We start from the raw sequence: 19,753 nt of genomic DNA, 5'->3' as shown, positions 1-19,753 counted from the left end.
TTGCATCACCCGGCGTCCGCTTCGCGCACCGCGCGTACGAACGCCGCCATCCGGGCGTGATCCTTCACGCCCTTCGCGCCCTCCACTTCGATGCCACTCGAGACATCGACAGCAAACGGGCGCAACTGGCGGATCGCATCACCGACGTTTTGCGCGCTCAAGCCACCACTCAAAACGGCCCGATGCGCGAGCTCTGCGGGAATAAGAGACCAATCGAAGACCTTGCCGCTACCGCCGTAGTCCGGCACCAGGGTGTCGAACAGGAGGCCGCGCGCTTTCGAATAATGAAGAGCCGATTCTACCAAATCGGACGGCTGCGTCGAGGGCCCGACGCGCACTGCGCGCAACCACGGCAGGTGTGCCGCGCGGCCGAGCGCGTCGCATTGCTCCGGCGTCTCGTCGCCATGGAACTGCAGCAGCGTGAGCGGCACGTCGCGCACGACGGCTTCGATCTCGGCTGCGGTCGCATTCACGAACAGCCCGACCACCGACACGAACGGCGGCGCGAGACGCGCGAGCTCGGCCGCCTGCGCGAGCGTCACCGCGCGCGGGCTCTTCGGGTAGAACACGAGGCCGATCGCATCGGCGCCGAGCGCCGCTGCGTGCAGCACGTCCTCGGGGCGCGACAGCCCGCACAGCTTGATGCGCGTGCGCGGCGGCAGGCCGGCGGCGGAAGTCGAAGGAGACACGGCGTGATCCGTCATGATTGCGGGTCCAGATCGGCCCAGACGCTGCTCCACGGCACGCCGCCGAGCTGCGCGGGCGGGACGGCGAATTCCGCCGGGTAGCCGACGTGGGCGAGATACAGCCCGTCGGCCATGAACGTGGGCGCCGCGAGGTTGCGGTCGCGCCCTGCCAGCACGTCGGCGACCCAGTCGGCCGGATAGCGGCCACGACCGACCGCGACGAGGCAGCCCATCAGGTTGCGCACCATGTGGTGCAGGAACGCGTTGGCGCGGAAGCGGAAATGGATGAAATGGCCCGCGCGCCGCACGTCGATCTGGTACAGGTGTTTGACCGGCGTCTTCGACTGGCATTCCGACGACCGGAACGACGAGAAATCGTGCTCGCCGATCAGGTGCGCGGCGGCGGCGCGCATCGCGTCGTCGTCGAGCGGCGTATGGATCCAGCCCGCGCGTCCGGCCAGCATCGGCGAGCGCACGGGGTGCACGTACAGCACGTAGTAATAGGTGCGCTCGAACGCCGAGAAACGCGCGTGGAACGTCTCCGGCATCGGCTTCGCCCATTGCACCGACACGGTCGACGGCAGGAACGCGTTGGTGCCGCGCACCCACGAGAATGCCTCGCGGTCGAGATCCGTGTCGAAGTGCACGACCTGCCCGAGCCCGTGCACGCCGGTGTCGGTCCGCCCGGCCACCGTCGTATGCAGCGGCACCCGCGCGAACTCGGCCAGCGCATGCTCGAGTGCGTTCTGCACGGTCTTGCCGTGCGGCTGCGCCTGCCAGCCGCAAAATGCCGCGCCGTCGTACTGAATGCCCAGCGCGATCCGCATCACGCCTCGTCCGCGAGTTTCGCGAGCAGCGCACGCGCATCGTCGCGCGTCGCGGCGTCGTTCGCGTCGACCACTTCCTGCAGCAGCGTCCGCGCGCCGGACAGGTCGCCCAGTTCGACGTACTCGGCCGCGAGGTCGAGCTTGTTGCGTGCGATACGCGCGAGTTCGTCCGGCGTCAGCGCAGGCAGCGCGGCGCCCGGCGCGGACGGCAGGTCGAGGTCGAAATCGAGCTTCAGCGCGCCGAACTGCGCGCCGCCGAGCGGCGGCAGCGACGACGTCGCGGACGGGCTGCCCACGTGGTCGGCCGGTGTCGTCGCGTCCGGATCCCATTCGAACTCGTCGTCCTGGTCGGCCGGGTGTTCCGGGGCCGGATCGTTCGAGCCAATTGGCGGGTGCGACGCGGATTGACCGTTAGTTGCAATTTTATCGGCGTCGGACTGCCCTGCTCGTGCGGCCGACTCGTCCGCCGTCAGCGACGGATCGTCCTGCGTGCGCGGCGGCAGCGGCATATCGAGGCTGCTGAGCGCACTGATCGCGTTCTGCATCAGCGCCGCATGCTGCGTTTCGGTCGCCGAAGGCTCGGCGAGTGTCTCGGCAGGCTTGTCGGCGGCCGCCTGTTCTACCGGTTCTGCGTCGTGCGGGGCCGGGACCGGGGCCGAAGTCGCATCGTTCTCCGGCGGTACTGCGGCGTGGGCAGGCGCAGGCGGCAATTCAGGCTGGCCGTCATGCGGCTTCGTTACTTCGGGCGCCGGCGATGCATCCACCTCGGGCGGCGCGACCGTCTCCGCCGCTGCGGCAGTCGCCGCGGCGAGATTCATGTCGGCAGCCGCGTCGCGGGCAACCGGCATCTCGGGCAGGATCGGCAGTTCACGTTCGACGGACGGCGCCGCTTCTGCTTCGGCAGCCTCGGCACCGCCCGCTGCAGCGGCTGCAGCCGTCGTGTCCGCAGCGTCCGTGTGCCGACCCTTCCGGCGCCTGCGCCACGCGAACCCGGCCGCGAGGACGATCACGGCCGCGCCGGCCGCTGCGACCGGACGCCAGTCCATCTGATCCGCAGCGCGCGCAGGCGCCGTCACGGGTGCGACCGGCTGCGCGGGCGCCGATACCGGCGGCGCAGCGCTGGCGGCCACGCCGGACGCCGCTTCAGCTGCTGGCGATGCGGCAGACGGTGCACCCGCATCGTTCGCGGCCGGACGCGGCGCGGCAGGCGCCGGCGCAGGCGCGACGTTGTTCGTCGCGGCCGGCTTGCCGATGCCGTGCTTCTGCAACTCCATCAGCACGCGGTTCTTCAATGCCAGCAGTTGCTGCAGGCTCGACGGCCGCGGCTGCGATGCCCCCGTGGCGGATGCCGCACCAGCCGGTTCGTTCGTGCCCGAAACCTGGCTGCCCGGCGCAGGCTGGGCAGCGGCCTCGCTCGCGGACGACGGTGCCGACTGGATCGCGCCGCTCCACACATGCGGGCCGCTGGCGCCGGCAGCAGGCGCCGCCGGCTGCATGTTTTCGACAGCCGAAGCGCCGTGCGCGACCGAAGCGCCGACCGAAGCCGACGCCCCTGCTGCCGTCGCGACACTCGCACCGCTCACCGGCGCCGCATGCACGGCCGGCGCCACCGGCGCGGATTGCACGGCCGACCCCGGATGCGGCGCGGACGCACCGGGCTGCGCGAGCGCCGCACCGCCCGACGCAGCGACGGGCGCGGAGGCAGCCGCCGCACCGGATGCACCGGATGCGCCAGCCGGCGCAAGCGCCGCGCCCGTTGCGTCGAGCGCGGGCACGGTCAGCGTCGCGCCGACTTTCAGGCGGCTCGCGTCGCGCTTCATGAACGCCTGCGGATTGGCGTCGAACAGCGCGCGACCGGCACGCGCGAGCACGCCGGGATCGTGCGATTGCGTCGCCGCTTTCGCGATGTCGTTCAGCGACTGGCCCGGCTGGACCGTCACGGTAAGCGGCGCGGCGGCGCCGGCAGCAGACGCCGGCAGTTCGCCAGTGCCGGCCGCCCAGGCCGACGCGGCTGCGCCGAGCGCCAGGATCGCCAGCGCGCCACGCACGGCGCGCGACAGACGGGACTGACGCGGAAACAAGGAAATTCGGGACATCGTAGGCTCTATCGCCGCGCGCGGGCGCGGCTCGGATTCACGGTTGGAAGCGTCAATAAAGTTGCCGCAGAAATGCAAAAGCGTCGCGCGGAACGCGACGCTTTCGGCGGGTCTGTGCGTCGTAACCGCGTAGTTTACTTCACGTGCTCGCGTTCGGGCCGAATTCATCGGCTGCGGGTGCAACCGGCCGCGCTCGCGCGTCGCGGCGCACGCAGCGATCGCGTCGGGCTGCCGCACCGGTTCGCACACTGCAGCCGGCACGCCGGATCGATCGAAAGGATAGGCATCAATGGATGAGAATCCTTGCGACAACATCTCATCCGGAACGAATGGCAAGGCTTTACGCCGCGCCGCTTCCTCTACTCGCGCCAAACGATGCGATGCAGGAACGACCGCGCAAGCGATTCGGCGCTTCCATGTTTCCGCCGGCCCGTTCCGGCGCCGAACCACGACCGGAGAATCGGGCGCGTTCGCTCAACAATTCGCATTACCTGCCGTTAATTGATTAACAGCCAACATTTCAAATAAAACCCGCTGCCCCGCCAATCTCACTCAAATCAATTTCAATTGAACGATAAGAAGGCAATTCCCACCTCTTATCGTCGAATTGAACATCCCTCCCGCCAAATCCCCGCCCCACAAGGCTTACATACCTGACAGCACAAACCATTACTCATACAAAAGCGATCATCCCGACAACAATTCAATTACATTACACAAAATTACACAGATCAAATAATTGCTGTCGCTACGATCGACTTCAAACAGGAATCGGCGCAATCCGGCCATCGCGTTCGCACATGCCGGAAAGGCGGGACTGCGATCGGCCGGGTTGACGCCGTGAGGCGCCAGAGGGTCATCGCGCAGTTGCAAGACTGCATTCACTCACCAGCTCGTTACGGGGATCGAACATGGGCTATCAGCAGGGTTTGAGCGGGTTGGCCGGCGCGTCGAGCAATCTCGACGTGATCGGCAACAACATCGCGAACGCAAACACGACCGGCTTCAAGCAGGGCCGCGCGAACTTCTCCGACATGTATGCGAATTCGGTCGCGACGTCGGTCAATACGCAGATCGGCATCGGCACGAGGCTCGCGTCGGTGCAGCAGCAATTCGGCCAGGGCACGATCAATACGACCCACTCGTCGCTGGACATCGCGATCAACGGCAACGGCTTCTTCCAGATGTCGAGCAACGGCGCGACGACGTACTCGCGCGACGGCACGTTCCACCGCGACAAGACCGGCGCCATCGTCGACTCGCAAGGCCGCAACCTGATGGGTTATGCGGCAGGCGCGGGCGGCGTGATCAACACCGCGCAGACCGTGCCGCTGCAGGCGCCGACCAGCAACATCGCGCCGCAGGCGACGAGCAAGATCACCGGCCAGTTCAACCTGAACTCGCAGGACAAGGTGCCGGCCAAGACGCCGTTCAACGCGAGCGACAACACGACATACAACTACAATTCGTCGATCCAGGTCTACGACACGCTCGGCGGCTCGCAGCAGGTCACGATGTATTTCGCGAAAAGCGCCGCCGGCACCTGGCAGGCCTATGCGGGCGTACAGGGCCAGACGCCGACGAATCTCGGCACCGTCACGTTCGATGCGTCGGGCCGGATCAGCTCGACGACGTCGGCCGCCACCGGCCTGCCCACGCCGAGCCTCGGTCAGTTCGCGTTCTCGATCCCCAACACGACGGGCGGCGCCAACCCGCAGAACCTGACGCTCGACCTGACCGGCACGACACAGTATGGCGGGAAGGATGGCGTGAACAACCTCGCGCAGGACGGTTTCGCGAGCGGCACGCTGACGACGTTCTCGATCGGCGCCGACGGCAAGCTGACCGGCAACTACTCGAACGGCCAGAGCGCGGTGCTCGGCCTGATCGCGCTCGCGAACTTCAACAACCCGAACGGGCTCGTGAACATCGGCGGCAACCAGTATGCGGAGACCTCTGCGTCGGGCGTGCCGCAGATCTCCGCGCCGGGCAGCACGAACCACGGCACGCTGCAGGGCAGCGCGCTGGAGAACTCGAACGTCAATCTGACGACGGAGCTCGTGAACCTGATCACCGCGCAGCGCAATTACCAGGCCAACGCGCAGACGATCAAGACCCAGCAGACGGTCGACCAGACGCTGCTGAACCTGCGCTGATCCGCGCATGAAAAACGCGCCGCGCCAGCCTTGACATCGTCAAGGCCGACGCGGCGCGTCATCTTGTGCAGCCCGGCCCGCGGGCCGGGCACGCAAACGGGCTTACTTGTCGAGCAGGATGCGCAGCATGCGGCGCAGCGGCTCGGCCGCGCCCCACAGCAGCTGATCGCCGACCGTGAATGCCGACAGGTATTCGCCGCCCATCGCGAGCTTGCGCAGGCGGCCGACCGGCACCGTCAGCGTGCCGGTGATCTTCGCCGGCGACAGGTCGCGCATCGATGCTTCACGCTCGTTCGGCACGACCTTCACCCAGTCGTTCGCCGATGCGAGGATGCCGTTGATCTCGTCGAGCGGCACATCCTTGTTCAGCTTGATCGTCAGCGCCTGCGAGTGGCAGCGCATTGCGCCGATCCGCACGCACAGGCCGTCGACCGGGATCGAACCCGGCTCGCCCATCGCCGGCTTGCCGAGGATCTTGTTGGTTTCCGCGCCGCCCTTCCACTCTTCCTTCGACATCCCGTTGCCGAGATCCTTGTCGATCCACGGGATCAGCGAGCCGGCGAGCGGCACGCCGAAGTTGCTGGTCGGCATCGCGTCGCTGTTCATCGCGGCCAGCACGCGGCGGTCGATGTCGAGAATCGCGGAAGCCGGATCGGCGAGCTGTTCCTGCACCGCGCCGTTCAGCGTGCCCATCTGCGACAGCAGCTCGCGCATGTTCTGCGCGCCCGCGCCCGAGGCGGCCTGGTAGGTCATCGCCGTCATCCAGTCGACGAGGTTCTCGCGGAACAGGCCGCCGAGCGCCATCAGCATCAGGCTGACCGTGCAGTTGCCGCCGACGAAGTTCTTCGTGCCCTTGACGAGCGCATCCTTGATCACGTCGAGGTTGACCGGATCGAGGATGATGACCGCGTCGTCGTTCATCCGCAGCGACGATGCCGCATCGATCCAGTAGCCGTTCCAGCCGGCCGCGCGCAGCTTCGGGAACACGTCGTTCGTGTAGTCGCCGCCCTGGCACGTGATGATCACGTCGCACTTCTTCAGCTCGTCGACGTTGGTCGCGTCCTTGAGCGTAGTCTCGTTTTTCGCGAACGACGGCGCCTTGCCGCCCGTGTTGCTGGTGCTGAAAAACACCGGTTCGATCAGGTCGAAATCGCCCTCTTCCTGCATGCGCTGCATCAGGACGCTGCCGACCATGCCGCGCCAACCTACGAGACCTACGTTCATGACTAACCCTTTGAATGGAGCTTCCCCGCCATTTCCGTCCCCGCTGTGACCGCGCGGGGAAAAAGGCGGGCACGACGGACGATCAGCGTTTAATGATCGTTTTCGTGGTAATGGTTTTCGTGATGACGATGGCGCGCGCACCCGCACGGGCAATGTTGCCGTGGAGTTTCAAGACCGGGGAGATCAGGGAAATTTGCGCCATCGTTCGAGTCTACACAAACCTATTCGGCCGCACAACGGCCAACCCGGTGCGAACCCGCCGTTTTTACCGGCCGCGTTCGCACCCTTTACTGCCTGCTTACAGCGCCGCGACCACCGCGTCGCCCATCGCCGCCGTACCGACCTGCTTGCAGCCCGGCGTCGCGATGTCGCCCGTGCGGTAGCCCTGTTCGAGCACCGTTTTCACCGCGCGCTCGACGCGATCGGCCTGCTCCGCGCGATTCAGCGAGTAGCGCAGCAGCATCGCGGCCGACAGGATCGTCGCGAGCGGGTTCGCAATGCCCTTGCCCGCGATGTCCGGTGCCGAACCGTGCGACGGTTCGTACAGGCCCTTGTTGTTCTTGTCGAGCGACGCCGACGGCAGCATGCCGATCGAGCCCGTCAGCATCGACGCTTCATCCGACAGGATGTCGCCGAACATGTTGCCCGTGACGATCACGTCGAACTGCTTCGGCGCCTTCGCGAGCTGCATCGCCGCGTTGTCGACGTACATGTGCGACAGCTCGACGTCCGCGTATTCCTTCGACACGTCGATCATGATGTCGCGCCAGAACTGCGACGTTTCGAGCACGTTCGACTTGTCGACCGACAGCAGCTTCTTCGCGCGCTTGCGTGCCGCCTGGAACGCGACGTGCGCGATGCGGCGCACTTCCGGTTCCGAGTAGCGCATCGTGTCGAAGCCTTCGCGCTCGCCGGCGAACGGGCCGTCCGGTGCGGCACGCACGCCGCGCGGCTGGCCGAAGTAGATGTCTCCGTTCAGTTCGCGCACGATCAGGATGTCGAGGCCCGCGACGAGCTCGGGCTTGAGCGGCGAAGCATCGACGAGCTGCGGATAGCAGATCGCCGGACGGAAGTTCGCGAACAGCTCGAGATGCTTGCGCAGCCCGAGGATCGCCTGCTCGGGGCGCAGCGCGCGCTCGAGCGAGTCGTACTTCCAGTCGCCTACGGCGCCGAACAGGATCGCGTCGGCTTCCTTCGCGAGCTTCAGCGTCGCGTCGGGCAGCGGATGGCCGCTCGCCTCGTAGCCCGCGCCGCCGACCGGCGCGTGCTCGAGTTCGAACTTCTCGTCGAGTGCGTTCAGCACCTTGACCGCTTCGTTGACGATTTCCGGACCGATGCCGTCGCCGGGCAGCACTGCAATCTTCATGCGTTATTCCTGACTGGGTAGGTTATGGAGCAGGCCGGCGAACGCGCGGATAGCGCGCCCGCCTCGAAGGCGATCTATCAGCCGACCAGCTTGGTGTTGAGCCACGGCTGCTTCACGAGCCGCTCGGCTTCGAACTGGCGGATCTTGTCCGCATGGCGCAGCGTGAGGCCGATGTCGTCGAAGCCGTTCAGCAGGCAGTACTTGCGGAACGCGGCGATCTCGAACGGATACTCGCGGCCGTCGCCCGTGCGCACGACCTGCGCGTCGAGGTCGATCGTCAGCTGGTAGCCGTTGAACGCGTACGTGTCGTTGAACACGTGATCGACCTGCTGCTCGGTCAGCACGATCGGCAGCAGGCCGTTCTTGTAGCAGTTGTTGAAGAAGATGTCCGCGAAGCTCGGCGCGATGATCGCGCGGAAACCGTACTGCTGCAGCGCCCACGGCGCGTGCTCGCGCGAGCTGCCGCAGCCGAAGTTCTTGCGCGCGACCAGCACCGATGCGCCCTGGTAGCGCGGCTGGTTCAGCACGAAATCGGGATTCAGCGGACGCTTCGAGTTGTCCTGGCCCGGCTCGCCGTGATCGAGGTAACGCCACTCGTCGAACGCGTTCGGACCGAAGCCCGTGCGCTTGATCGACTTCAGGAACTGCTTCGGGATGATCGCGTCGGTGTCGACGTTCTCGCGATCGAGCGGCGCCACGACGCCGGTATGTACTGTGAATTTTTCCATGATCCGTCTATCCGGTTGGAGGGCCGGCGTTCAGCCGGCGCACATCGACAAATTCTCGGCGGGAAACGTCACTCCGCGGCGCGCTTCAGCGCGTTGCCGGCGGCGTTGACGTCCTGCCCGAAGCCCTGGACGGTATTGCAGCCCGCGAGGCCGAAGCCCAGCCCCGCGAGCGCCAGCGCGGCAACCAGCCGCGCAATGATCTTCGATGCCGTCACGCGTCACCCCAGCTTGCGAATGTCGACGAAATGGCCTTCGATCGCCGCGGCCGCCGCCATCGCGGGGCTCACGAGGTGCGTGCGACCGCCCGCGCCCTGCCGGCCTTCGAAGTTGCGGTTCGACGTCGACGCGCAACGCTCGCCCGGATCGAGCCGGTCGGCGTTCATCGCGAGGCACATCGAGCAGCCCGGCTCGCGCCATTCGAAACCGGCGTCGGTGAACACCTTGTCGAGCCCTTCGCGTTCGGCCTGCGCCTTCACGAGGCCCGAGCCCGGCACGACCATCGCGAGCCGCACGTTCGACGCGATGCGACGGTTCAGCTTCTTCACGACATACGCGGCCGCGCGGATGTCCTCGATCCGAGCGTTCGTGCACGAGCCGATGAAGATCTTGTCGACCTTGATCGATTCGATCGGCGTGTTCGGCTCGAGCGCCATGTAGGCCAGCGCACGCTCCATCGCGTCGCGCTTGACCGGATCCTTCTCGCGCTCGGGATCGGGCACGCGGCCGTCGATCGACGTGACCATTTCCGGCGACGTGCCCCACGTGACCTGCGGGACGATCTCGGCTGCGTTCAGCTCGACGACGCGGTCGAACTGCGCGCCTTCGTCCGACTTGAACTGGCGCCAGTATTCGACGGCCTGATCCCATTCCGCGCCGGTCGGCACGAACGGACGGCCCTTCAGGTAATCGATCGTCGTGTCGTCCACCGCGACCATGCCCGCGCGCGCGCCGGCCTCGATCGCCATGTTGCAGACCGTCATGCGGCCTTCCATCGTCAGCGCGCGAATGGTCGAGCCGCCGAATTCGATCGCGTAGCCCGTGCCGCCGGCCGTGCCGATCTTGCCGATGATCGCGAGCACGATGTCCTTCGCGGTACAGCCGCGCGGCAGTGCGCCCTCGACCTTCACGAGCATGTTCTTGCTCTTCTTCTGCAGCAGCGTCTGCGTCGCCAGCACGTGCTCGACTTCCGACGTGCCGATGCCGTGCGCGAGCGCGCCGAACGCGCCGTGCGTCGACGTATGCGAATCGCCGCACACGATCGTCATGCCCGGCAGCGTCGCACCCTGCTCCGGCCCGATGATGTGGACGATGCCCTGGCGCACGTCGTTCATCTTGAACTGCGTGATGCCGAATGCATCGCAGTTCGAGTCGAGCGTGTCGACCTGCAGCTTCGAGACGGGATCGGCGATGCCGTGGCTGCGGTCCGTCGTCGGCACGTTGTGATCCGACACGGCCAGGTTCGCGCTGATGCGCCACACCGGACGCTGCGTCATCTTCAGCCCTTCGAACGCCTGCGGGCTCGTGACTTCATGCAGCAGCTGACGGTCGATGTACAGCAAGGTCGTGCCGTCATCCTCGGTGTGGACGACGTGGGTATTCCACAGTTTGTCGTAGAGAGTCTGTGCCATGGGTATGCGGGGTCGTTGTGACTACAAGCCTTGCGGATGCGGTCGATTATGCCACGCAGAACGCGTCGCGGCGCAGGCCGGACGCGAAAAAACCCATTAAAAACAGTGGTTTGGCTGGTAGTGCCAATACCTGTATCGGCATTACCCGGCAAATGGGGCACGCCGGGTCCGGATGACCGCGATCGCGGATCGCGTCGCCCGGACCGGGCGCGACGGGCCGGAACCCGGCGGCCTCAGCCGTTCGGATATTCGCGGTTGATCAGGTCGAGCCGCAGCATCGCAAGCTGCATGCCGGCGTTGCTCATCAGGTAGAGATCGCGGCGGCGCATCGCCGGCTGCTGCGCGGACGTGTCGTAGGCGACCGGCAGCACCAGCCCGGCCGGCACCGCCGCCTGCATCCCCGCCGCATTCGACACGCGCACGGCGATCGACGCCTGATCCGCGTGCGTGACGACCGCGACCTTGCCGAGCGCCGCGGCCGAGCCGGCCTGTTTGACGATCGCGGCGGCGACGCCGGCGGGCGTCGGTATCGGGCTGCCGGCGACCGCCGCTGGCGTCGCGATCGACGTCACGCCGGCCGTCAGCCCGTATTTCGACGCGAGCACGCTCGCGACTTCCTGCTGCGCGAAGACCGGCACGGCGACCTTCTGCCGGAGCGCGAACACGGCGTCGGCAATCGCCTCGTTCACCGGGCCCGGCACCGGCGCGGCACCGGATGCCGCGGCGCGACTGCCGAAGCTGAACGCGGCGATCGCATTGATGCCGGCCGCCGCGACGGTGGGCGGCGCCCATGAGAAAAACGTGTCGAACAGGTAACCCGTCTCGTCGGCGGCGGTCGCGCGATCGTTCAGTTCGTTCGTCAGCTTGCCGAGCATCTGGCGCTGCAGTTCGGCATCGGATGCCGGTGCGTCGCTTGCGAACACGGGCGCGGCGGCCGCGCACGATGCGGCGAGTACGGAAGTGGAAGCCAGGAAATGGCGGCGGGTCGTCATGGTCATCGAAATCGTGTGGAAAGCGGGAATCGTCAGCCTTTCGGGAAGGCCTGCGTCGTGGCGGTCATCGCGCGGCCAAGCATCTGCGCATACATGTCGTGCACGAGATACAGGCTGCGGTTGCGCGTCCATGGCTGGCCCGATTGAGGGTCGTAGAGCGTCGGGAGCGGCACCTCGGCAACGGCAGCCGCCTTCATGCCCGCCTGCTGCGAGGTCTGGATGCAGCGCTTCGCGTGATCGCGATGGCCGACCACCGCGACGCTGCCCATCGCGGCCGCGCCGCCCGCGCGCGACACGGCCACGGCGGCGACGCCTGCCGTGCTCAGGTACACGATCGTGCCGTCGCTCGCGATCACCGGTTCGATCGACGACAGCACGTCGGCGCCCATCCCGTATTTCGACACGAGAAAGCGCGCGATTTCCCACTGCGCGTAGACCTTGACGGGTTTCAACTGGCGGATGCGGTACACGGCGTCCGCGAGCGCTTCGTTGACCGGCCCCGGATCGGGCAGCGCGGACTGGTTGCCGCCCGTGCTCGACGTGTTGCCGCTCGCCGCGTTCGGACGGTTGCCGAAGCTGTATGCGACGATCGCGCCGACCTGCGCGGCCGGCACCGTCGGCAGATCCCACGTGAAGCCGACATCGGTCAGTGCCGGCATGATTGCATTGACCGTCGCCGCATCGCCGAGCTGCGCGTTCAGCTTCGCGGACATCTGCGCGGCAAGTGCGCTATCGGTGATGGGCGCCGATGTGACGTCGTCGCCACCGCATGCGCTCAGCAGCGGTGCTGCCGCGACGGCGGGTGCGGCGGCAAGAAATTTTCTGCGTGAAGCAGCCGACGGGTTCAGATTCATAAGAGATACGAAGCGATGCGAACAACGCCGGCGGCTCGTCGCGGCGTTGCAAATCGCGGGTTCAGGGGAGAATGACAATCGGGCACGTCGCGCGGCTGGGAGACGGGCGACGGGATCGACGCGCGGATCGGATCGCTGCACTCTGTCGATCGACGATGCTGGATCGTAGTGGGCGTTTATTAAATTGCGGTGAACCTGTCGATCAAATGCAGGCGATTGCCAAGCCGTTTCATCGATGGACGAGTGCGTTTCATCCGTGGCGAGCGAACGCAGCCGCCGTTTCACCGGTGGCGAGCATGCGATTCGCGCGCATGGTCGCGCACTGCACGGTGATCTCCGGATTTCGCGTTACGATGGCGCAACGCACGCCCCCACGATCCGACCCGGAGCCCACCACGATGAAGCTCGGCCTGAACGAATCGCTTGCTCGCCTCGACGAAGAAGGCACGCTGTTCACGACGCTGTTTCAGCACGGCACGCTCGACGTCGAGCTGTACCGGCCGCGCATCGAGGACAAGCAGAAGCCGCATACGCGCGACGAGGTTTACGTGATCGCCACCGGCACGTCGCGCTTCGTCGTCGACGGACGCGAATGCGACGTCGCAGCCGGTGACGCGCTGTTCGTCCCTGCGCACGCGGAGCACCGCTTCGTCGGTTTCTCCGACGACTTCTCGACCTGGGTGTTCTTCTACGGCCCCGAAGGCGGCGAACGCGGCAACCGCGGCGCATGACGCGCAGCACTTTTCTTGCGATTGCCTGGACTGTCAATTCGCGGCGGACCGCGCACGGCCGCCCGGTCATCACGATAGCTCAAGCATCCGGTTCAACTGGACAGGAGAACAGCATGCGATACGAACTCTATTACTGGCCCGAGATCCAGGGTCGCGGCGAATATGTGCGGCTCGCGCTCGAGGCGGCCGAAGCCGACTATGTCGACGTCGCGCGCGAATCGGGGCGCGGCATGGGCGTGTCGGCGATGATGCGCATGATGGACAGCACGAAAGCGGAATGCGTGCCGTTCGCGCCGCCGTTCCTGAAGGCCGGCGACGTGGTCGTCGGGCAGACCGCAAATATCCTGCTGTTCCTCGGTGCGCGGCTCGGGCTCGCGCCCGACGACGAGGCCGGCCGGCTGTGGGTGCACCAGCTCCAGCTGACCGTCGCCGATTTCGTCACCGAGATCCACGACACGCATCATCCGATCGCAAGCGGCCTGTACTACGAGGACCAGAAAGCGGAAGCGGCCGAGCGCGCGGCCGATTTCCTCGAGAATCGGCTACCGAAATTCCTCGGCTATTTCGATCGCGTGCTCGAACAGAATCCGCACAAGAGCGGTTATATCGCCGGCAGCGCGCTCAGCTATGCGGACCTGTCGATGTTCCAGTTGATCGACGGGCTGCGCTACGCGTTTCCGAAGGCGATGAAGCGCGCCGAGCGGAAGGTCGCGGCGCTCGTCGCACTGCACGACCGCGTCGCGCGGCATCCGCCCGTCGCGCGTTATCTCGACTCGGAGCGCCGCATCCCGTTCAACGACATGGGGATCTTCCGGCACTATCCGGAGCTGGACCAATAGCGGCGTGCCGCATCAGTCGCCGTACCGATAGCGGCTGCGCATCGCATCGAGCGGATTGCCGTCGGCGAGCGTGCCGCCGAGGCTGCGGATCACCGCGCTCGCCGCGTTGATCGCGGTCTGCACCGCGCCCTCGATCCAGCCGCCCGTGAACGAACAGCAGCAGCCGGCCAGATAGATCCCGCGGTCGGTCGACGGATCGGCCGCCGTCTGGAACTGGTAGAACAGCGCCTGCGAGTGGATGTCCTCACCCGGATAGTTCAGCTTGAACGCGCCCAGCGCGTAGCGGTCCGACAGCCAGTCGTGGCTCGTGACGTTGCGCGCGTAGTCGTCGTCGAGCGGGCGCAGGTGTGCGGCAAACGCCGGCGACACGACGCCGATCTCGGCAACGAGCCGCTTGAAACGCTCGATCTTGTCGGTGAGCGACAGGATCTTGTGCGAATCGTCCTCCCACGTGTAGCTGATCAGCACGACGCCATGCGCGTCGGGATCGTCGGGCGCGTAGTCGAGGCAGTAGATGCCGCGCGCGAGCGTATCGGTCTGGATGTTGTGCGGCAGCCCGTGCTTGAGCCAGAACTTGTCGCGGGTCAGCACGAAAAGCTTCGACGAACTGACCATGTGCGTCTCGTTGATCGCGCGGACGACGTCCGGCGCGAACAGGTTCGCGATGCCCGTCATGCCCATGCCGACCTGCATCGCGCGCGTCGTCGTCGCGACGATCACGCGGTCGAACACGCGCGTCGATCCGTCGTCGAGCGCGAGCGCAAACGTGCCGTCGGGCTGCTTCGTCACGCCGCGCACGGCCGCGTAAACGATGCAGTCGCGCACGTGCGCGCCGTCGGCGCCGTCGTCCAGCAGCCCCTGCGCGAGCGCGAAGATGCCGGCCGGGATCAGCCGCTGGTCGACCTCGAGCTCGTTGACGACGATCCGCAGGATTTCGAGGAACGACGCGCGATAGACCGGCTGGAAGCCGCCCGATCCGATGCCGAGCGTGCCGAACAGGCGCAGGTCCTCGCCCCTGCGCCAGCGCACGCCGCCGGGCGGCGTTGCGCCCGTGAAGATCTTCACGATCGCCGAATAGAACGACTCGTCGCCGAACCGGTCGATGTACTGCTGCCAGCCGCGCCGCGCGTCGTCGTAGCGATGCGCGCGCAGCAGTGCCGTCAGTTCGGCCGGCGCGGGCAGCAGCGTGCCGTCGTCGAGCCGCACGCCGTCGCGAATGAACGCGCGCCAGCCGCGGTCGACGCGCTCGAACAGTGCGGGCGGTGCATCGCCGGCCGGCCAGCGATACGCGTGGCCCTGGTAGTGGATCTCGGTATCGACGATGCCCGGGTCGGGAAACGCGGATGCGCTGTCGACGCCGAACCGGTCGAGGTAGTGGTAAAGCGCGGCCTGCGACGGCGGAAAGCGCATCGCACCCATTTCGGCGAGCAGATGCGGATGATCGGGATTGATCGACTGGGTCAGCAGGCGGCCGCCGACGCGCGCACGATTCGCCTCGAACACGACGACCTGCCGGGCACCCGCACGCAGCAGTTCGCACGCCGCGACGAGGCCGCCGACGCCCGCGCCGACGATCGCGATCCGTGCATCGTGCGCGCCTTCGGCCGGCAGCGTGCCGAGACGGCCGCCGGTGCGGGACAGGAAAGCGCCATAGTCGTACAGCGTGTCGATGTACGGTAGCGTGTGCGGCAGGCGTTCAGGGGCGTTCATGGAATCGGGATCAAAGGTGGAAGCCGGATGCGCGAGCCCGCGCTCATACGGGCAGGTGGATGCTGCCGAGCGGTGCGTCGGCATTGACGAGGTCGACGCGCTTCACGCGGATGCGCAACGCGTCGTCGCGCACCGCGAGTTCATGCGTGTACCAGCCGGCGAACAGGGTCTGCTCGTCGCGCCGCGCTTCGACGTAATGGAATGGCGTGCGCAGTACGTACACGCCGCGCTCGCGGTCGGCACGCTCGACCTGCGGCTGCTGCAGCAGATGGTGGCCGCGGCTCGCCGGCTGCTGCGAAAACGTGCGGCGGCCGGCCAGGCGTTCGATGCGGATGCGCAGCAGCAGCCGGTCCTCGTCCATCAGCGCGCCGTGCAGCCCGGTGTCGGGCTGGTCCGGCGACAGCGGCATCCAGTAGCGCGCGTCGTCCGCGTAGAGCGCAAGCCAGTCGTCGTAGCGCCGCTCGTCGAGCAGGCGCGCCTCGCGGTAGACGAACGCGGCGAGTTCATCGTGCGGAAAGGTGCGCATCGGCCGCCTCCTTCGTCGCTGCGGGCGCGATGTAGCGCAGCCACGCACGGAACTGGTTGCGGATCTGCTGCTCGCTGGTGCCGTTCGTTTCCGACGTCGGCTGCGCGAACTCCTGCGGATCGAACAGCCGTCCCACGTGCACCCAGTCGCGCGACTGCGTCGCGAGGCCGCGCTGCGCGCGTTCGTACATCTCGAGATCGTCGTGCGCGACGATCGACGTCGGCGCGTTGATCAGCCGGTTGTACGCAAGCGTGCGCTCGAACAGCGAATCGGGCGCGCCGACGAGGCGGAACGACCACGACTCCACCAGCGTGCAGTCGGCCGCGAGCGGCTTGAACACGCGCAGGATCTGGATCGGCCCCTTCACCATCGCGTTCGGAAACAGCACCGTGTTGTGACGAACCTCGCCGAGAATGCGCGCCGCACGCGCTTCGCCGTAGGCCGCCACCATCTTCTCGTGATACCCGGGAATCGGCGTATAGCGCGCATGGATCGAATCGGCCGTGCCGGTGTGGCCGTGCCCGTTGGGCCACACGCGCAGCCCCATCTGCTCGAAGAACGCATGCGGCTGGATGAACGGCTCCAGCAGCTCGACCGCCATCGGCTTCGCACCTTCCGCGCCGTCGCGCTCCCACACGCGCACGGCCGTGCCGGCCGACGACTCGTGCGCGACCATCGGATGGCAGGTGTCGGTCTGGTTCTCGACCAGCATCTTCCAGTTGCACGCGTGCACGTACCGGAACACGCCGCCCGCGACCTCGACACGCCCTTCCGGCGAGCGGTCGACCAGGTTGTCGAGCGACGACAGCGCATCGCCGAAATAGTCGTGGAAATCGACACCCGACGGATTCAGGCGGCAGAACACGAAGCCGCGATGGTCATGGGTCGCGCCGACCGCCTGCATGCCCTTGCTCGCCTCGCACGATTCGAAGCCGGTGTTCTCGTAGCCGCGCCGCAGCGGGATCGCATAGAGGCTGCCGTCGGTCCGGTACGACCATGCGTGGTACGGACAACGGAAGAACGTGCCCGTGTTGCCGCATGCATCGGTCACGAGCTGCGTGCCCTTGTGCGAACAGCGGTTGTGCAGCACGCGCACCGATCCGTCGACGTGGCGCACCATCACGACCGGCTCGGCGCCGATGGTCGTCGTCACGTAGTCGCCGGTATCCGGAATCTGGCTGACGTGGCCGACATAGACCCACGTGTTCGCGAACAGGTGGCGCATCTCCAGTTCGAAGATCCGCGGCGACAGGTAGAGATCCTTGTGCACCTCGGTCTCGCGCACGAGCGCCGCCACCGCATCGTTGAACGGTTGCGCCGTCATGCACACCTCCGGCCGCGGACGCGCTGCCGCCGCGCGCCCTCGCGGCGCGCGGATTCGATTGCTTTTATGGTCATCTCTCAGGTTTCTGGTCTTGGGTGCTGCTCGGGCAGCGTGCGCCAGCCGCCGGGCACCCGGCGGCTGGCGTGACGGTGACGGTCAGCCCGTCACCGGTGTTTCGTGCAGGCGCAGCCAGCCGATGCGGCCGCTCGCGTCACGCTCGAACACGACGGTCGAACGGCGGACGCTGCGCCGCCCCTCTCCGTCGACTTGCGTCTCGCGATAGGCGATCGCCGCGCCGCCCTGCCAGGCGCTCACTTCGTGCAGTTCGTCGATCGCGATCCGCAGGCCGGGACGCGCGCCGAAGCCGCGCGAGAACAGGACGTCGATGTCCGCGAAGTCCAGCGCATGCCCCTGCAGCGAAATCATCGAGAAACGCCGCGAAAAACGCGCGAGCAGCGGCGCGAGGGCCTCGCGTGCGGCGCTGCCGGACAGCCATTGCTCGATGTCGACATGCGCGCCGACGACTTCCTGGAAATACGGGTTTGACGAATTCATCTCGACACTCACGAACGTTGGGAAACCGGCTGCCCGGCAGGCGCGCGGCGCCCCGCGACGCGCGCGACGAACGGCAGCGGCAGCAGCGTCAGCAACGCGGCCAGGCCGAAGCACTGCTGGTACGGCAGCCGCGCGTCGTCGCCGTGCATCGACAGCAGGAAATTCAGTGCGCTGCCCAGCACCGCGACGCCGAGACAGAAGCTCAACTGCCGGTTGATGTTCCAGAGCGCGCTCGCATCGCCCATCCGCGCGGCAGGCACGTCGAGGAACGCCGCGCTTTGCGACGTGCTCGTGCACATGCTGGCGCCGAGCCCCATCGCGACGAAAGCCAGCACGCGCCCGGCCTCGAAACCGGCGAGCGGGGTCGCGAGCAGCGCGATGCCGATCCCGTCGATCACGATCCCGCACATGAACAGCGGCCTCGCACCCCACTTCGGGAAACAGCGGCGCGTCGTCGCGATCGCGACGAACGACGCGATCGCCCACGGCACCATCAGCGCGCCCGTATGCGTCGCGCTGAGCCCCAGCGTGTTCTGCAGATACAGCGCCGCGACCAGGTTCACACCGGTGAACACGCCCGGCACGCACAGATAGACGATCAGGCCGATCCGCAGCAGTGGCTGCGCGACCAGGCTCAGGTCGAGCAGCGGCGCGGCCGCGCGTCGCGCATGCGCGACGTATGCGCCGGCGGCGACGAGCGCGATCGCGAGCGGCGCGATCGCCTGGCGGGCCGCCCCCGCTTGCCCCGCGAACGTCAGGCCGAGCAGCAGCGCGACGAGCGCCACGGCGCTCAACGCGAGGCCGCGCACATCGAGCGCCGCCGGGCGTTCGCTCGCGTCGTCGGGCGGCAGCCACGCGAGCGCGAGCACGCTGGTGGCCGCGGCCAGCGGCAGCATGCCGAAGAAGATCGCGCGCCACGACGCGCGATCGACGATCACGCCGCCGAGCGCCGGCGACAACGCCGGCACGAGCAGCGCAACCATCATCACGATCGACGTCAGGTGTGCGCGCGCATCGGGCGGATACGCACGATAAGCCATCGTCTGCCCGACCGGAATCAGCAGCCCGCCGCCGAGCCCCTGGATCAGCCGCCACGCCAGCAGCGCGCCGATCGACGCCGACAGCCCGACCCCGAGGCTGCCGAGCGCGAACAGCAGCAGCGACGCGATCAGCAGCCGGCGCTCGCCGAAACGCCGCGCGAGCCACGTGCCGAGCGGGATCACGACGGTCAGCCCGAGCACGTACATGTTGCCGATCCACGCCAGTTGGGCGACCGATGCGTGCAGCTCGCGCTGGATCGTCGGATACGCGGCATTGATGACGAACATGTTGGCGAGGTCGATCGCGAACCCGAGCAGGTAGACAGCGGCAATTTTCGAGCGATCGGTCATGACGGCGGAAGACGAACGAAACGCCGCAGTGTAAGGTTCGCCGCACGCGTCGATAAGACCGCCCGGCCGGCAAGACTGGTCGAAAAATTTTGACAATCAGGGCAACATGTCGGTTTTCCG

21 protein-coding genes are annotated in these 19,753 nt (G+C 67.1%); 4 read left to right on the top strand and 17 right to left on the bottom strand.

Translation table 11 applies throughout. The features are described from left to right. Nucleotides 1-5: 5 nt before the first annotated feature. The 3 genes from KVT39_RS18635 to KVT39_RS18625 are packed head-to-tail and all read right to left on the bottom strand — an operon-like array spanning nt 6 to nt 3,609. The gene (locus KVT39_RS18635; RefSeq protein ID WP_217589945.1) at nt 6-704 is read right to left on the bottom strand and encodes a phosphoribosylanthranilate isomerase; all 699 of its coding nucleotides are present in this window, start codon (nt 702-704) and stop codon (nt 6-8) included. Next, the gene (gene truA / locus KVT39_RS18630) at nt 701-1,513 is read right to left on the bottom strand and encodes a tRNA pseudouridine(38-40) synthase TruA (RefSeq protein ID WP_217589944.1); all 813 of its coding nucleotides are present in this window, start codon (nt 1,511-1,513) and stop codon (nt 701-703) included. The genes KVT39_RS18635 and truA overlap by 4 nt, the downstream gene beginning before the upstream one ends. Further along, nucleotides 1,513-3,609 carry a FimV/HubP family polar landmark protein gene (locus tag KVT39_RS18625; protein ID WP_217589943.1) on the bottom strand — a complete coding sequence of 699 codons (2,097 nt, stop codon included), beginning with the start codon at nt 3,607-3,609 and terminating at the stop codon, nt 1,513-1,515. The genes truA and KVT39_RS18625 overlap by 1 nt, the downstream gene beginning before the upstream one ends. A 289-nt stretch (nt 3,610-3,898) precedes the next feature. Here KVT39_RS18625 and KVT39_RS18620 point away from each other — a divergent pair, with 289 nt between their 5' ends. Then, on the top strand, nt 3,899-4,114 hold the full coding sequence (locus KVT39_RS18620; protein WP_217589942.1) for a hypothetical protein: 216 nt from the start codon (nt 3,899-3,901) through the stop codon (nt 4,112-4,114). A 182-nt stretch (nt 4,115-4,296) separates the two neighbouring features. Here KVT39_RS18620 and KVT39_RS18615 read toward each other — a convergent pair whose 3' ends face one another. After that, entirely contained in the window at nt 4,297-4,494 is a 198-nt protein-coding gene (locus KVT39_RS18615) for a hypothetical protein (RefSeq protein ID WP_217589941.1), read from the bottom strand. Nucleotides 4,495-4,520: 26 nt separating this feature from the next. On the opposite strand from KVT39_RS18615, the gene flgE reads away from it, so the two are divergent. Further along, the gene (flgE, locus tag KVT39_RS18610; protein WP_217589940.1) at nt 4,521-5,765 is read left to right on the top strand and encodes a flagellar hook protein FlgE; all 1,245 of its coding nucleotides are present in this window, start codon (nt 4,521-4,523) and stop codon (nt 5,763-5,765) included. 102 nt (nt 5,766-5,867) lie between these two features. On the opposite strand, the gene asd is transcribed toward flgE, so the two are convergent. The 8 genes from asd to KVT39_RS18570 all read right to left on the bottom strand — a co-directional run bounded on the left by asd (nt 5,868) and on the right by KVT39_RS18570 (nt 12,557). Further along, the gene (asd, locus tag KVT39_RS18605; protein ID WP_034179994.1) at nt 5,868-6,989 is read right to left on the bottom strand and encodes an aspartate-semialdehyde dehydrogenase; all 1,122 of its coding nucleotides are present in this window, start codon (nt 6,987-6,989) and stop codon (nt 5,868-5,870) included. A gap of 82 nt (nt 6,990-7,071) precedes the next feature. Continuing rightward, nucleotides 7,072-7,191 carry a hypothetical protein gene (locus KVT39_RS38035; RefSeq protein WP_021158720.1) on the bottom strand — a complete coding sequence of 40 codons (120 nt, stop codon included), beginning with the start codon at nt 7,189-7,191 and terminating at the stop codon, nt 7,072-7,074. 96 nt (nt 7,192-7,287) lie between these two features. Beyond that, the gene (gene leuB / locus KVT39_RS18595) at nt 7,288-8,355 is read right to left on the bottom strand and encodes a 3-isopropylmalate dehydrogenase (RefSeq protein ID WP_217589939.1); all 1,068 of its coding nucleotides are present in this window, start codon (nt 8,353-8,355) and stop codon (nt 7,288-7,290) included. Nucleotides 8,356-8,432: 77 nt separating this feature from the next. After that, on the bottom strand, nt 8,433-9,083 hold the full coding sequence (leuD, locus tag KVT39_RS18590) for a 3-isopropylmalate dehydratase small subunit (protein ID WP_034179996.1): 651 nt from the start codon (nt 9,081-9,083) through the stop codon (nt 8,433-8,435). A 68-nt stretch (nt 9,084-9,151) separates the two neighbouring features. Beyond that, complete coding sequence (locus KVT39_RS18585) at nt 9,152-9,298, bottom strand: entericidin A/B family lipoprotein (RefSeq protein WP_034179997.1); 147 nt, start codon at nt 9,296-9,298, stop codon at nt 9,152-9,154. Between the two features lie 3 nt (nt 9,299-9,301). Then, nucleotides 9,302-10,711 carry a 3-isopropylmalate dehydratase large subunit gene (gene leuC, locus KVT39_RS18580; RefSeq protein ID WP_034179998.1) on the bottom strand — a complete coding sequence of 470 codons (1,410 nt, stop codon included), beginning with the start codon at nt 10,709-10,711 and terminating at the stop codon, nt 9,302-9,304. Between the two features lie 233 nt (nt 10,712-10,944). Further along, nucleotides 10,945-11,703 (bottom strand): Tat pathway signal protein, encoded by a 759-nt coding sequence (locus KVT39_RS18575; RefSeq protein ID WP_217589977.1) that lies wholly within the window; start codon nt 11,701-11,703, stop codon nt 10,945-10,947. Between the two features lie 32 nt (nt 11,704-11,735). Then, nucleotides 11,736-12,557, bottom strand: coding sequence for a hypothetical protein (locus KVT39_RS18570; protein WP_105393649.1), 822 nt, complete (start codon nt 12,555-12,557; stop codon nt 11,736-11,738). Between the two features lie 398 nt (nt 12,558-12,955). Between KVT39_RS18570 and KVT39_RS18565 the strand changes: the two genes are divergently transcribed. Both KVT39_RS18565 and KVT39_RS18560 read left to right on the top strand, forming a co-directional pair. Further along, a complete protein-coding gene (locus tag KVT39_RS18565) occupies nt 12,956-13,288 on the top strand; it encodes a cupin domain-containing protein (protein WP_105393650.1) in 333 nt (110 codons plus the stop codon). A 113-nt stretch (nt 13,289-13,401) separates the two neighbouring features. Then, nucleotides 13,402-14,127, top strand: a complete 726-nt coding sequence (locus KVT39_RS18560; protein WP_175748670.1) for a glutathione S-transferase — start codon at nt 13,402-13,404, stop codon at nt 14,125-14,127. A 12-nt stretch (nt 14,128-14,139) separates the two neighbouring features. On the opposite strand, the gene KVT39_RS18555 is transcribed toward KVT39_RS18560, so the two are convergent. The 5 genes from KVT39_RS18555 to KVT39_RS18535 form a co-directional block, all read right to left on the bottom strand. Continuing rightward, nucleotides 14,140-15,837 carry an NAD(P)/FAD-dependent oxidoreductase gene (locus KVT39_RS18555; protein ID WP_217589938.1) on the bottom strand — a complete coding sequence of 566 codons (1,698 nt, stop codon included), beginning with the start codon at nt 15,835-15,837 and terminating at the stop codon, nt 14,140-14,142. Nucleotides 15,838-15,880: 43 nt separating this feature from the next. Then, nucleotides 15,881-16,363, bottom strand: a complete 483-nt coding sequence (locus tag KVT39_RS18550; protein WP_034180004.1) for an aromatic-ring-hydroxylating dioxygenase subunit beta — start codon at nt 16,361-16,363, stop codon at nt 15,881-15,883. Beyond that, nucleotides 16,341-17,687 (bottom strand): aromatic ring-hydroxylating dioxygenase subunit alpha, encoded by a 1,347-nt coding sequence (locus KVT39_RS18545; protein ID WP_217589937.1) that lies wholly within the window; start codon nt 17,685-17,687, stop codon nt 16,341-16,343. Before KVT39_RS18545 ends, KVT39_RS18550 begins: the two co-directional genes overlap by 23 nt. Nucleotides 17,688-17,843: 156 nt before the next feature. Further along, nucleotides 17,844-18,242, bottom strand: coding sequence for a DUF4440 domain-containing protein (locus KVT39_RS18540; RefSeq protein ID WP_217589936.1), 399 nt, complete (start codon nt 18,240-18,242; stop codon nt 17,844-17,846). Between the two features lie 8 nt (nt 18,243-18,250). Further along, nucleotides 18,251-19,633 (bottom strand): MFS transporter, encoded by a 1,383-nt coding sequence (locus tag KVT39_RS18535; RefSeq protein ID WP_217589935.1) that lies wholly within the window; start codon nt 19,631-19,633, stop codon nt 18,251-18,253. Nucleotides 19,634-19,753 lie beyond the last annotated feature (120 nt).

The organism is Burkholderia sp. GbtcB21 (assembly GCF_019091065.1).
Lineage (GTDB): Bacteria > Pseudomonadota > Gammaproteobacteria > Burkholderiales > Burkholderiaceae > Burkholderia > Burkholderia pyrrocinia_C.
Note: the sequence above shows the minus strand (reverse complement) of the source record. Positions and strands in the feature narration are given on the sequence as shown.